At 62.6% G+C, this 13,616-nt stretch carries 12 protein-coding genes; 9 read left to right on the forward strand and 3 right to left on the reverse strand.

Features of this window, described 5'->3' with window-relative positions; all coding sequences use genetic code 11:
- The first annotated feature begins 119 nt into the window (after positions 1-119).
- Positions 120-1,643, forward strand: coding sequence for a multicopper oxidase domain-containing protein (locus JJB74_RS12070; RefSeq protein ID WP_407672341.1), 1,524 nt, complete (start codon positions 120-122; stop codon positions 1,641-1,643).
- Positions 1,644-1,694: 51 nt separating this feature from the next.
- On the opposite strand, the gene pdxA is transcribed toward JJB74_RS12070, so the two are convergent.
- The 3 genes from pdxA to JJB74_RS12085 all read right to left on the reverse strand — a co-directional run bounded on the left by pdxA (position 1,695) and on the right by JJB74_RS12085 (position 5,375).
- Entirely contained in the window at positions 1,695-2,690 is a 996-nt protein-coding gene (gene pdxA / locus JJB74_RS12075; protein WP_200592117.1) for a 4-hydroxythreonine-4-phosphate dehydrogenase PdxA, read from the reverse strand.
- 34 nt (positions 2,691-2,724) lie between these two features.
- Positions 2,725-4,020, reverse strand: coding sequence for a four-carbon acid sugar kinase family protein (locus tag JJB74_RS12080; RefSeq protein WP_200592118.1), 1,296 nt, complete (start codon positions 4,018-4,020; stop codon positions 2,725-2,727).
- A gap of 365 nt (positions 4,021-4,385) precedes the next feature.
- Positions 4,386-5,375, reverse strand: coding sequence for a LysR family transcriptional regulator (locus JJB74_RS12085; RefSeq protein ID WP_200592119.1), 990 nt, complete (start codon positions 5,373-5,375; stop codon positions 4,386-4,388).
- A gap of 343 nt (positions 5,376-5,718) precedes the next feature.
- Between JJB74_RS12085 and araD1 the strand changes: the two genes are divergently transcribed.
- The 8 genes from araD1 to JJB74_RS12125 all read left to right on the forward strand — a co-directional run bounded on the left by araD1 (position 5,719) and on the right by JJB74_RS12125 (position 13,584).
- The gene (araD1, locus tag JJB74_RS12090; protein WP_200592120.1) at positions 5,719-6,714 is read left to right on the forward strand and encodes an AraD1 family protein; all 996 of its coding nucleotides are present in this window, start codon (positions 5,719-5,721) and stop codon (positions 6,712-6,714) included.
- Positions 6,715-6,768: 54 nt separating this feature from the next.
- The gene (locus JJB74_RS12095; RefSeq protein ID WP_200592121.1) at positions 6,769-7,452 is read left to right on the forward strand and encodes an amino acid ABC transporter permease; all 684 of its coding nucleotides are present in this window, start codon (positions 6,769-6,771) and stop codon (positions 7,450-7,452) included.
- 9 nt (positions 7,453-7,461) lie between these two features.
- Positions 7,462-8,112 carry an amino acid ABC transporter permease gene (locus tag JJB74_RS12100; RefSeq protein WP_200592122.1) on the forward strand — a complete coding sequence of 217 codons (651 nt, stop codon included), beginning with the start codon at positions 7,462-7,464 and terminating at the stop codon, positions 8,110-8,112.
- Positions 8,096-8,830, forward strand: coding sequence for an amino acid ABC transporter ATP-binding protein (locus JJB74_RS12105; RefSeq protein WP_200592123.1), 735 nt, complete (start codon positions 8,096-8,098; stop codon positions 8,828-8,830). The genes JJB74_RS12100 and JJB74_RS12105 overlap by 17 nt, the downstream gene beginning before the upstream one ends.
- Positions 8,831-8,859: 29 nt before the next feature.
- On the forward strand, positions 8,860-9,666 hold the full coding sequence (locus tag JJB74_RS12110) for a transporter substrate-binding domain-containing protein (protein ID WP_200592124.1): 807 nt from the start codon (positions 8,860-8,862) through the stop codon (positions 9,664-9,666).
- 152 nt (positions 9,667-9,818) lie between these two features.
- A complete protein-coding gene (locus JJB74_RS12115; RefSeq protein WP_200592324.1) occupies positions 9,819-11,351 on the forward strand; it encodes a UxaA family hydrolase in 1,533 nt (510 codons plus the stop codon).
- Positions 11,352-11,422: 71 nt separating this feature from the next.
- On the forward strand, positions 11,423-12,598 hold the full coding sequence (locus tag JJB74_RS12120; protein WP_200592125.1) for a fumarylacetoacetate hydrolase family protein: 1,176 nt from the start codon (positions 11,423-11,425) through the stop codon (positions 12,596-12,598).
- A gap of 50 nt (positions 12,599-12,648) precedes the next feature.
- Entirely contained in the window at positions 12,649-13,584 is a 936-nt protein-coding gene (locus JJB74_RS12125; protein WP_234484128.1) for a 2-hydroxyacid dehydrogenase, read from the forward strand.
- Positions 13,585-13,616 lie beyond the last annotated feature (32 nt).

Genomic DNA, 13,616 nt, shown 5'->3' on the forward strand with positions numbered 1-13,616 from the left:
TGCGGCCGGCATCGCACTGATGGCCTTGGGCGGCAACAGCAACTTACAGGAGACGGGAATTGCGCCAAGGTTCGTTTCCCGTCCTGCAACTGATCGGCCCGCTCATTGCGGCGGGCGGACTGCTACTTTCGGGATGCGCTCGATGGAGAGCGGATCCGGCAGAAACGCCGCGCAGCATGGCGTCGGTCACGGCCGAAGCGCATGGCGCGGACCATTACGATATCGGCCGGATGAATTTCAATAGCCCGCCCGCGGTCGTTACCACGGAGCGCCACACCGGCCCGTTCGCGGCTGGCCGCGCGCTCAGCTACGCGGCCGCTCTCCAACCCCTGGATCCGGATCCGGTCAAGGAAATCCGCATCGACGCCATGCATCGGATCATTGAACTTGCACCGGGCGTGCAATATGGCGCGTGGACTCTGGGCGGCACCGTACCTGGGCCAACGATACGCGCGCGCGTCGGTGACCGTATCAGGTTTTCGATGACGAACCGCTCGGATGAGTTGATGCCGGGCGTCCAGATGGTGGCCGCTCCCCTGATGCACTCGATGGATTTCCATGCCGCCATGGTGGCGCCACAGGACAAGTACCGTTCCATCGCTCCCGGACTAAGCATCTCGTTCGAGTTCACCCTGAACTACCCCGGGGTGTACATGTACCACTGCGGTACGCCGATGGTGCTGGAGCATATCGCCTCCGGCATGTACGGCATGGTGGTTGTGGAGCCGCGCGCGGGCTATCCCACCAAAGCCGATCGCGAGTATGCCGTGATCCAGAGCGAGTTCTACACGAAGCCCGATCCGGACAATCGGCGTATCGACGGGCAGCCCCTCCATGTGCTGGACGGCGACCGGGTACGCTCAAGAGCACCGACCTATACGGTGTTCAACGGCCGATACAACGGCATGGTCGACCAGCCCCTGGTGGCCAAGCCCGGCGAACGGGTACGCCTGTTCGTGCTGAACGTGGGACCGTCGAATACGTCCAGCTTCCATGTGGTCGGCACGATTTTCGATCGTGTCTGGCTCGAAGGGAATCCCGACAACCAGCTGCGCGGCGCGCAGACCGTTCTGCTTGGCTCGTCCAATAGTGCCATCGTGGAGTTCGTGGTGCCGCAAGCCGGCATCTACACCATGGTGGACCACGAGTTCGCCAGCGCGTCCCAGGGAGCCGTCGGCCTGATCGACGCGGGCGGCAAATCTGAGCAAGGCACGCATGGGGCAGAGCACCACAACATCCCGGCGACAGCGGTCCCCACAGATCCGGTTGCGGTCAGGGGCAAGATGGCTTTCGACTCGAAATGCCTGGCATGCCACTCTATCGGCGGTGGCCCCAGGTTGGGGCCGGATCTACTCGGCGTGACCGGACGGCGTGATACCGCCTGGCTGAAACGGTGGCTGAAATCACCGGAGAAAATGCTGCAAGGCGATCCGCAGGCGCAGGAACTGCTCGCGCAATGGAAGGTGCCGATGCCGAATCAGAACCTGGCGGACCGCGACATTGACCAGTACCTTGCGTATCTCAGGTGGGCCGATGAAAACCTGCAGCCGCGTGGCAAGGTGCAGCCCCAGCCTGGCGCCCCGGGTGCTGCCTTGCCGCCGGACCGGAAGCAATTGGTAGAGCCCATGCCGGCGAGAAGGTAGAAGAGCAGGATGCATCCGGCACCGCATCGCATCACATCGTGCGGACCGGCTTCAGCCGCGCCGCGTCGCCAGAGTAATTGCCTGGCGCATGGCTTCCAGCATGCTGCCTTCATCGGCGATGCCTTTGCCGGCGATGTCGAAAGCCGTGCCGTGGTCCACCGAGGTGCGGATGACCGGCAAGCCAACCGTGATGTTGACCCCGGCCTCGAGTCCCATCACCTTTACCGGCCCATGGCCCTGGTCGTGGTACATCGCGACCACCAGGTCGAAGTCTCCGCGCCCCGCGCGGTAAAACAGCGTATCGGCCGGCAACGGTCCTTCGACCATGCGCCCCAGCGCCTGTTGCGCCCGCACTGCGGGGATGATCTTCTCTTCTTCCTCGCCGTGGCCGAACAAGCCGTTCTCGCCGGCATGCGGGTTGATGCCGCATACGCCGATGCGAGGGTTCGCGATCCCGGCGCGCACCAGCGTCGTATACCCGCGTTCGATCGTACGCTCGACCAGTCCCGGCTCGATCTTGCGGATGGCATCGAGCAGCCCGATGTGCGTGGTTACATGGATCACGCGCAGCTTCGGCGCCACCAGCATCATCGATACTTCGGGCGTGTTGGTGAGCTTGGCCAGCATTTCAGTGTGGCCGGGAAAAATATGTCCACCGGCGTGCAGGGCTTCCTTGTTCAGCGGGGCGGTGCAGATGGCATCGATTTCCTCCCTGAGCGCCAACTGCACCGCGCGCTCGATATAGCAGTAAGCGGCATGGCCGCACAGGGCGGACAGCTGGCCGAAAGGAAGATGCGGCGGGATCAGTCCCAGGTCGATGCATTCGACGACGCCATATTCGTAACTTGCGGCATGCACATCCTCGATGGCATGCAGCTTGAGCTTGCTTCCAACGATTTCTCCTGCCTCGCGCAAACGGTTGATATCGCCGATGACCAGCGGCCGGCAGTGTTCGTACAAATCCTTGGCGGCCAGGCATTTCATGATGACCTCTGGACCGACGCCCGCGGCGTCGCCCATGGTGATGGCAATGATCGGACGGTACATGATGAGCTTTCCTTTGAATGGCTGTTGGGCCGGATCAGGTTCCGGCGGGATTGACTCGCGCGCGCTGGTCTATGCGCGCCTGCCGCAAGGTGTGATAACAGCGCAGTAGGGTTTCGCGCGACCCGAATGCGCCAGCTTTGGTGATGACCGGTACGGAGTGCACGCCGGCGGCAACGGACAGGGGCACGCCCGACTCGACTTCTCCGACCAGGTACAGGCCTTGCGACCCCATGGCGGACAGCAATGCGCGCGCCGTCTCGCCTCCCGTGGAGACGATGGCACCGATATGTCCGGCCAACGGAGCGATCATATCGGCGAGCGCCTGGCACAGCTGCAAGCCCTCATCCATGATGACCGTCCCTTCCTTCCCGATCAGCAGCAAGGTATCCCGGTTTGCAAGCAGCGAATCCGCGACGGCACGGCGGATCTCGGGCCACTGGGGATGAGATTGGCCCTCGCGCAATGCGGCCACCGGGACTTCAATGCGGTTCAAGTCGGCATTGTCGAATAAATGCTCGGCCTGTCCTCTCGACACGCTCGACAGGCTGCCCACCACCGTGAGGATGGCTCCTTCAACAAACACCGAAGGAGCTGCCGGCGGCGGTCCGGCGGCAGGCAGCATGGCTGAAAGATGCGTGCTTAGGCCCGCGGAGCCCACCCAGAAACGGCGAACCCGGAGGTCGAGCGTCGCGCGGGCAATGCTCTGCAGATCCTGTTCCCGCCCGACGTCCAGCACCACTGCCTGAACACCGTCGGCCGCATGCTGCTCCAGAATGGCGCGCAGGCGGGGCGGCCCCAATCGAATGGTTTCGATGTCGATCGACACGGCATGGATACCGTGGCGGTTCAGCATGGCCGGGATATCCGCAGTGCCTGTCATGCCTTCGTTGCGCCAGATTTCCGTTTGCTCCAGCGGCACGGCATTCACATATTGGCGACCCCGTGAAGTCAGGCGGCCGGCGCGCGGGAACGCCGGGGCAACGATAGCCAGGCCCGCAACGCCGATGATGGCAGCCAGCTCCTGCACGAAGTTACCGCGCAAGGTCGAATCGATTTTCTTGTACAGCAGTTCGGCGGGCGTCCAATAGCGATCGAGCAGCTCGGCATGGATTGCCGCTGCCTGTTCCGGCGGCAGGCGCCGCGTATCCGCATCGATTGCGATGACTGCAGCGGATTGGCTGTCGCTGCCGTGCGCGGCTTCGCGGTCAAGGACCACCAGGGTTTTCCGCCCGGACCTGACGAAGGCACTGGCACAGTCCGCCGCTCCTGAAAGATCATCCGCAATGATCACGATGCGCGACATGATGGCCTCAGGCTGATTCGATGACATGGGCCGGTATGCCGACGAATGCCATGACAGGGACGCGCCTTCCCGCGCGGAGCAGTGAAGGCGCGATCAGCATGCCGCCGTGAATGCAATCCAGGGGGCGCTGGGTAGGGAATCGACCCATGTCTCCATCTCCGTAAGCCATGGCTATGACTGCTTGATATGCCTGGAATGCGCATATTGGAGGGGAATTTAAACGATTTGCGCAGCACGAGCGAGAAATAAGGTGTCAACGATGTGTGTATGCGCAATGGGAGCATTTCACCTGATCGTTCCGATGGCAGACCATCCCGGCCAAAGCGACGGGATCGGTGCCCGGTCCGATATGTGATCCGGCGCGAGTTCGCGCGCCCTCGTGCCGGGCTCACTCACGCCATGGCGTTCTGCTGTCCGAGGATGGACACGAACATCTTTCCGGCAGATGACAATGTGACGTTTTTCCGCCAGACGACGCCATACGGCTCCATCTTCGATTTGAGATGGGTCGGCAGAATGCACAGGATGCCTTTTGCGGCGAAGAAGTGCGCTATGTCCAGCGGCATGACGGCGACCATCTCCGAATCCTGCAGGAGGGAGGTGGCAACGAATGTCGACGAGGTCTCGATCACATTCTTCGGAAGCATGACGCCCGCCTGCCTGAACTCGTGCTCGACCAGCACGCGCAAGGGCGCATTGGCGGTGTACAGAACCCACGATTGCCTTCCTAGCTCATGCAGGCTCACGTCGCGCGCCTGCGCCAGCGGATGATTGCTCCCGGCGACGATGCAGATGGGCTCTTCGCGCAGCACCGTGTAGTCGTACAGATGCGGCTGGAGCGAAACGGTAGGGCGGCCGATGACCACATCAAGACGGCCTTCATCCAGCAGCTGGAGCTGCTTCGTGCTGGTTTCCTCGAAGATTTCGATCGACAGCTCCGGCTGCAGGCTTCTCAGTTTGGCGAGGGCTCGCGTGAGCAGGATAGGCACCGCTCCCATGATTGTTCCCACTGCCAACCGGCCGCCCTGGCCATTCATGATGTCCGTCAGCTCCTCGCGCAGATTGCCGAGGTCGCTCTGGATAAGCCGCGCATAGCGGATCACGCATCGGCCAAGCTCCGTTGCTTCGATCCCTCTCGACGAACGATCGAACAACGTGATGCCGAAGGATGTCTCCAGCTCATGCAAGGCCTTGGTGGCGGCGGGCTGTGTCATGCACATGACCTCGGCCGCCTTGTGCAATGAGCCCTGTTCATCCAGCGCGGTGAGCAGCGCGATCTGGCGCAGGCGCAGACGGCCGATGATGAAGCTCAGTGGAGGGAGGGAATGCGACGTGTCTTCCAAAAAGTTATCGCCCGATAAAATTTGATCATTAGACGGCATGCAACAAGCCTCATATATTCGACAGCAACAACAAACAAATGCGGTGGTCCAGTTTGCCTGGCCCGACACGATACAACGGAGACACTCCTCAAATGCATAGAATCCCGAAAAAAGTGCCCGGGCGCAGTCCTTGATGCGCTGAGGCATCGAGCCTCGTCATCCATAACCCAAGCCGCATCCGCAATCCAACGATCGAGATACCGCCCAGGTAGCTGCCATGCTGCGCGCATGCGGCCGGGCCACGTCTGATCATGCGAACGCAGACTAGGTGCGCAGCGCTTGCCGAAGGCAGGCGTCTCATCGATTCACTGGTCCCTATTCGGGCTTTAGGAGCATTACCGAGATGAGACTGATCCAGTTCGAAACCCCGCAGGGAAGTCGCAAGGTCGGGAAGATACGGGGATGGGATATCGAAGTCATTCCGCATGCTTCGTCGGTGCGCGAACTGGCACTCGCCGCGATCCGAACCGGTGAACCGCTGGAGCGCCATGTGCATGCGCTGGGCATCGAAGGTCATGAGGATTATCGGATCGTGCTGAGCGAAGGGCGGGTGCTGCCGCCGCTGGACCATGCGGACCATGCGCATTGCCTGGTATCAGGCTCGGGCCTGACCCACCTGGGTAGCGCATCCACGCGCGACAGCATGCACCGCGGTGCCGGCCGCAGGGAAACCGGTCCGAGCGACGCGATGCGCCTGTTCAAATCGGGCATGGCCGGCGGGCGTCCTGCCGAGGGCCAAGCCGGCATCGCGACGGGATGGTTCTACAAGGGGGACGGAGCCATCGTGGTCCGTCCGGGCGCGGCGATCCCTGTTCCCGATTTCGCCGACGACGCTGGTGAAGAGCCTGAACTGGCAGGGTTGTACGTCATCGGCGACGACGGTGCGCCGTACCGCATAGGCTTCGCGATCGGCAACGAATTCGCCGACCACGGAACCGAGGGCAAGAATTACCTGTATCTCGCCCATTCCAAGCTTGGCTACTGCTCATTCGGACCGGAACTCTATGTCGGCGCCTTGCCTGCAACCCTGATCGGCATGAGCCGCATCCGGCGCGAGGGGCGCGTGATCTGGGAAAGGGAGTTCATCAGTGGCCAGGACCATATGAGCCATTCGATCGAAAACCTGGAGTACCACCATTTCAAATACAACCAGTTTCTGCGACCGGGCGATGTCCATGTCCATTTCTTCGGAGCGCCCGCACTGTCCTTCGCGGACGGGGTTCATATCCAGTCCGGCGACACCTTTGAAATCAGTATTCCGGAGTTCGGCGAGCCGCTGACCAACGCCGTCACGAGCAGCAGGCCACGCGTGGCCATGAACGGTGTCGCCGTCCTTTGACGTCGGACCACAGCGCAGGCAACTAACAGGAATAAGGGAAGGCTCAGGAGTGCCATGACTTACACCTTCGATTTCAATGCAGTATTCGCCAGTTGGCCCCGACTCCTGGAAGGGGCATGGCTGACCATCGAACTGTCCGCCATTTCGATCGCTCTGGGCTTTGTGCTCGGCACCTTGTGCGCCATTGCCAGCAGGAGCCGCATCAAGCCGCTGCTCTGGCTGATCAATGCGTACATCGAAGTGATCCGCAACACGCCCTTGCTGGTACAGGTGTTCCTGGTGTTCTTTGGCCTGGCCAGCATCGGCCTCAAGCTGTCCGCCGAAGTCGCCGCCGTGATTGCATTGGTCCTCAACGTTGGCGCCTACACCACCGAGATCATGCGCGCCGGGATCAACTCCATCCATCCGGGTCAGATTGAAGCAGCGGAATGCCTCGGCATGTCCAAGGCGCATGTCTACTGGCATGTGGTGCTGCTGCCGGCGGTCGAGCGGGTGTATCCGGCGCTGAGCAGCCAGTTCATCCTGCTCATGCTCGCTTCAAGCATCGTTTCCCAGATATCGGCGGAAGAGCTGACCGCGACCGCCAATATCGTCCAGTCCGAAACCTTCAGGAGCTTCGAGGTGTATTTCGTGGTGGCCTTTGCCTACCTGCTCCTGTCCTTCCTGTTCCGCGGCGTGTTCTGGCTGATCGGCAACGGCGTATTCGTGCGCAGGCGCAAGCTCGGCACGCCCATCTGAGGAGCGTTCATGACCCAGTTTTCTTCCACCCACGTCATGTACCTGTTGCAGGCGGCGCTCTGGACGATTGCGCTCTCGCTCATCGCGTTCGCCGGCGGCGGCCTGTTCGGATTCATCATTGCTCTGGCCCGGACTTCGCGTTCCACGTTGGCCAGGAGGCTGGCCAGCGGCTATATCCAGATCGTGCAGGGTATCCCGCTGCTGGTGATCCTGTTCATCTCGTATTTCGGCCTGAGCATCGCCGGTCTCGACCTGTCGGGACTGGTCGCAGCCGGCATCTCGTTCACCATTTATTCCGCGGCCTTCCTGGGCGAGATCTGGCGCGGCTGCATCGAAGCGGTGCCTCGTACGCAATGGGAAGCTTCCGAATGCCTGGGCTTCAACCGCTTCGAGCAATTGCAGAAGGTAATCCTGCCACAGGCCGCGCGCATTGCCATACCGCCGACCGTGGGCTTCATGGTCCAGATCGTGAAGAACACTTCGCTGGCATCGATCATCGGGTTCGTCGACTTGTCGCGTGCCGGGCAGATCGTCAACAACGCAACGTTTCAGCCATTCACGGTGTTTGGCTGTGTCGCCGTGATCTATTTCTTCATGTGCTATCCGCTCTCAGCGCTGAGCAAGTCCCTGGAAAGGAAATTGAATGTCAGCCATCGTTAGTATCCGCAATCTGCACAAGAGCTTTGGCCCGGCCAAGGTGTTGAACGGCGTATCGCTGGAAGTCAAGAAGAGCCAGATGGTGGCCATCATCGGCCGCAGCGGCTCGGGGAAGAGCACGCTGCTGCGTTGCCTGAACGGTCTCGAAAAGGTCGACTCCGGCGATATCGAAGTCTGCGGCTACCAGGTCAGCCGGCCGGAAGGCCTGGACCTGCGCCAGCTGCGCAAAAAGGTCGGCATCGTGTTCCAGAGCTACAACCTGTTTCCGCACCTGACGGTCGAGCGCAATGTCACGCTCGCGCTCACCACGATCAAGAAGATGCCGCTTGCCGAGGCGAAGAGCACGGCCGACTCCGTGCTGCAGATGGTCGGCATGGAACACAAGAAGGACGCCTATCCGGAACAGCTCTCGGGCGGACAGCAGCAACGGGTGGCGATTGCGCGCTCGCTGGCGATGGCGCCGGAACTGATGCTGTTCGATGAGGTGACGTCAGCGCTCGACCCCGAGCTGACCGCCGAAGTCCTGAAGGTCATGGAAAACCTTGCCAGGAACGGCATGACGATGGCCCTGGTCACGCATGAGATGGCCTTCGCCCGCAAGCTGGCCGATGTGCTGGTGTTCATGCATCAGGGGAAGGTATGGGAAGTGGGACCGCCGGAAGAACTCTTCGAACGTCCGAAGACATCCGAGCTGGCCAAATTCGTAAGCAGTGAACTTTAACAAGCGTCGCAAACCATCTGGAGACAACAATGAAATCGATATTCAAGGCCACACAAAAACTCGCCGCCGTCGTACTCGGCATGGCTTTCCTGGCGCAGGCGGCGCAGGCCGTCACGCCGGCCGAGATCAAGCAGCGCAAGAAGGTGCTGGTCGCGATCGATCTCGGCACGCCGCCGTTCGGATCCACCGACGCGCAGATGCAGCCGCAGGGATCCGATGTCGAAGTGGCGCGCATGATGGCCAAGGACCTGGGTGTGGAGCTGGAAATCGTGCCCGTGACCGGTCCGAACCGGATTCCGTTCCTGATGACGAACAAGGCCGACATGGTCATTTCCTCGTTCAGCATCTCTCCCGAGCGCGCGAAAGTGGTGGCATTCAGCGCTCCGTATGGCGCGATCCAGTTCGTGGTTGCGGCGCCGAAGTCGGTGCCGATCAAGGGAATCGATGATCTGGTGGGCAAGCGTACCGGCGTCGTGCGCGGAAACATCCAGGACAATCTGCTGACCCCGATGGCCCCGAAAGGCGCCACGGTCGTGCGCTTCGATGACGATGCCACGGTGACCGCCGCTGTACTGTCCGGGCAGGTCGATGCGCTGTGCACGCCGAGCATCCTGTCCGCGGCCATTGCGAAACAGAATCCGGACAAGCAGATCGAAACGAAGTTCGCGATCAAGACCGGTCCCTATGCGGTCGGACTGCGCAAGAGCGATACCGAGCTCAAGCAGTGGGTCGACACCTGGATCGCGGCGAACCTGAAGAATGGCCGCCTGGGCGAAGCCTATGCGCGCTGGGTCGGCCAGCCGCTGCCTGATCTGACGCCCTTCATGACCAACTGAAGCCGCGGGCGGCCGGAGTCGCTCTGGCTGCCCATCGTTTCTCCCACGCAGCGATTCCCCGTTCCGCTGCGCACCGGCTGTGGTCGGCATGCGCAAGGGAATGAGGTGATCGCATGCCCGCCGCACGAATCACAACAAGCTGTCGAACCATGATGCAAACCCTCTCTCCAGTCATTCGGCTCCATCCCAACGACGATGTCGTCATCGCCCGGCGGCAGCTCCTGCCCGGCACACGCATCGATACGGAAGGCGTGACGGTGGCTTCCCTGATCCCCGCGGGCCACAAGATGGCGACGCGCCGCCTCGACTCCGGGCAGCCGGTCAAGCGCTACGACCAGGTCATCGGCACCGCGAGCCGGGACATCGAGCCCGGCCAGCATGTGCACACGCAGAACCTGGCGATGGCCGATTTCGCGCGCCGGCATGAGGCAGGCGCCGACGCGCGGCCCACCGATTACCTGCCCGAACCCGCGACCTTCATGGGCATCGTACGGCCGGATGGCCGCGTTGCCACGCGCAACTACATCGGCGTACTGACCTCGGTGAATTGTTCCGCCACTGTGGCGCATGCCATTGCCGACCATTTCAGGAGGGACTTCAATCCCGGCGCGCTCGCGGCTTTCCCCAATGTGGACGGCGTCGTGGCATTAACGCATGGCCTGGGTTGCGCGGTCGACTCAGAAGGCGAAGCGCTCGCAATGCTGCGCCGAACGCTCGCCGGCTATGCCAGGCATGCCAACTTCGCCGCGGTATTGATCGTCGGCCTGGGCTGCGAGACCAACCAGATCGCCGGCATGCTCGACGCGCACGGATTGAAGGAGCATGAGTTCTTCCACACGTTCACCATCCAGGGCAGCGGCGGCACCGCAAAGACGGTACGCCTGGGTGTGGAGAAGATCATGAGCATGCTGCCCAAGGCGAACGACATCCGGCGCGAACCGGTGTCGGCGCGCCATCTGACGCTGGGGCTGCAATGCGGAGGATCGGACGGCTATTCGGGCATCACCGCCAATCCGGCTTTGGGCGCCGCGGTGGATCTGCTGGTGCGCCATGGCGGTACAGCCATCCTGTCCGAGACCCCGGAAATCTATGGCGCTGAACACCTGCTTACGCGCCGGGCCGTGTCGCCCGTGGTCGCCGACAAGCTGAACGAACGCATCGCATGGTGGGAGCAGTATTGCGCGCACAACGGCGCCGAACTGAACAACAACCCTTCCGCAGGCAACAAGGCCGGCGGCTTGACCACCATCCTGGAAAAATCGCTGGGCGCCGTGGCCAAGGGCGGCACCACCAATCTGGTCGAAGTCTATCGCTATGCCGAACCCGTAAACGCACGCGGGCTGGTCTTCATGGACACGCCCGGGTATGACCCGGTCTCGGCCACCGGCCAGGTCGCCGGCGGCGCCAACATGATCTGCTTCACCACCGGCCGTGGCTCCGCCTATGGCTGCGCGCCGGCGCCGTCGCTGAAGCTCGCGACCAATACGGCGCTGTGGGAAAGGCAGGAAGACGATATGGACATCAATTGCGGCGGCATTGCCGACGGTACGGAAAGCATCGAAGAAGCCGGCGCGCGCTTTTTCCAGATGATCCTCGACACCGCTTCCGGCGCGAAGACGAAGAGCGAAATGCATGGATATGGCCAGAACGAATTCGTGCCCTGGAACACCGGCGTGCTGACCTGAACCAGGCCGGATTGCTTCAGGGCGCGCCGCATACCGCGGCCCGCAAGTCAAAGAACTGCAAGAGGAAAAAATTGGAACAGAAAATCAGCGTGGCAGCCTGCCTGCCCGAGGACCATCATCAGGCCATTCTCGTCGGCCGCATTTGGCAACCCGATGTCGGCCCGACCCTGGTCAGGGTGCAGCAGGACGGCATCTATGACCTGAGCACGATTGCGGCCACGTCCAGCCAGCTGTTCGAACGGCAGGACGCGGCACAGGTGGTGCGCAGCGCGCGCGACATGCCGCGCCTCGCCGACCTCGACGCCGTGCTGGACAACTCCATTGCCGCCAGGCGCGATCCAACCCTGCCCTGGCTGCTGGCGCCGTGCGACCTGCAGGCCGTCAAGGCGAGCGGCGTCACCTTCGTTTCCAGCATGCTCGAGCGGGTGATCGAAGAGCAGGCGAGGGGCGATGCGTCGAAAGCGGAGAAGGTGCGCGAGTCCATCGTCGCGATCATCGGCGACAACCTGGCAAGCGTGGTGCCGGGCTCGGCGCAGGCGGCAAAGCTCAAGGAAGTGCTGATCGGGCAGGGCGCCTGGTCGCAATACCTGGAAGTCGGCATCGGTCCCGATGCGGAGATCTTCACGAAGACCCAGCCGATGTCGAGCGTCGGCTTCGGCAGCGAGATCGGCATCCATCCGAAATCGGAATGGAACAACCCCGAGCCCGAGATCGTGCTCGTCGTCAACAGCCGTGGAGAAACGCTGGGAGCGACGCTGGGCAATGACGTCAACCTGCGCGATTTCGAAGGCCGCAGCGCCCTGCTGCTGGGCAAGGCCAAGGACAACAATGCGTCGTGCGCGATCGGCCCGTTCATCCGCCTGTTCGACGACAACTACTCCATCGATGATGTGCGCCGATGCGACCTGGCCATGCGCATCGAAGGCAGTGAGGGTTTTGCATTGACGGGCAATAGTCCGATGTCCCTCATCAGCCGCGATCCGCTCGATCTGGTCAGCCATGCGATCGGACCCAACCACCAGTATCCGGATGGGCTGGTGCTCTTTCTCGGCACCATGTTCGCGCCGACCGAGGACCGCGGCGCGCCGGGCCTGGGCTTTACTCATGCGATAGGCGATGTCGTCACGATTACCACGCCCGGGCTGGGTGCCCTGGTCAACCGCGTCAATCACTCGGACCGCATCGAGCCGTGGCGCTTCGGCGCCGTGGCGCTGATGCAGAACCTGGCACGCAGGCATCTGCTCTGATCCGGCCGCTGCCAATGCAAGACCGACCACCACTCGTGACGACCCCAAGCATGAAACCGCAAATTCTCCTGGCCGCCAAGGTGCCGCCATTTCTGGTCGAAGCCCTGGCGCAGCGCTACATCGTGCATGACATGCTGGCGCAGCCGGACCCCGGATTCGTCGACCGTGTCGCACCGCAGGTGCGTGCCGTCGTCGCCAACGGGGAATCCACCATCACGGCGGACTTTCTGGCGCGCCTTCCGGCCGTCGAGCTTGTCAGCGTATTCGGCGTGGGCTATGACGGCGTCGACGTTCAGGCGGCCCGCCAGCGCGGCATCCAGGTCACCAATACGCCGGATGTGTTGACCGACGACGTGGCCGATATGGCCATGGCGCTGCTGCTGGCGGTCGCCCGCAAGGTGCCGCAGGCGGATCGATACGTGCGTGACGGCCAATGGGGCAGGGCGGCGTTTCCCTTCACGCGCAAGGTCAGCGGCGCGCGCCTGGGCATCGTCGGGCTCGGTCGCATCGGCAGCGCCATCGCGCAGCGAGCGCGCGGCTTCGGCATGCATATCGCCTACACGGCACGCAGCCGCAAGGACGGCATCGATTATCCGTATTACCCGACGCCGCGCGACCTCGCGGAACAGGTGGACATGCTGATCGTCAGCACGGTCGGCGGCCCGGCAACCCATGGGCTGATCGATGCCGAAACGCTGCGCGCGCTCGGACCACAGGGGATCCTGGTCAACATCGCGCGCGGCACGGTGGTCGACGAGGATGCCCTGGTCGAAGCGCTTGCGACGAAAGCGATCGCCGGCGCAGGCCTCGACGTGTTCGCCAGCGAGCCGCGGGTGCCAGCGGCGCTCGCCAGCATGGACAACGTCGTGCTCACGCCGCACATGGCAAGCGGCACGCTCGAGACACGCACCGCCATGGCGAACCTGGTTCTCGACAATCTGGATGCGCACTTCGCCGGCCGGCCCTTGCCGACGCCGGTGCCGTGACGAGTCGACAGCTTGAGCACCCGCCATTCATG

Source organism: Noviherbaspirillum pedocola, from assembly GCF_016632335.1.
GTDB classification, from domain to species: Bacteria; Pseudomonadota; Gammaproteobacteria; order Burkholderiales; family Burkholderiaceae_D; genus Noviherbaspirillum_A; species Noviherbaspirillum_A pedocola.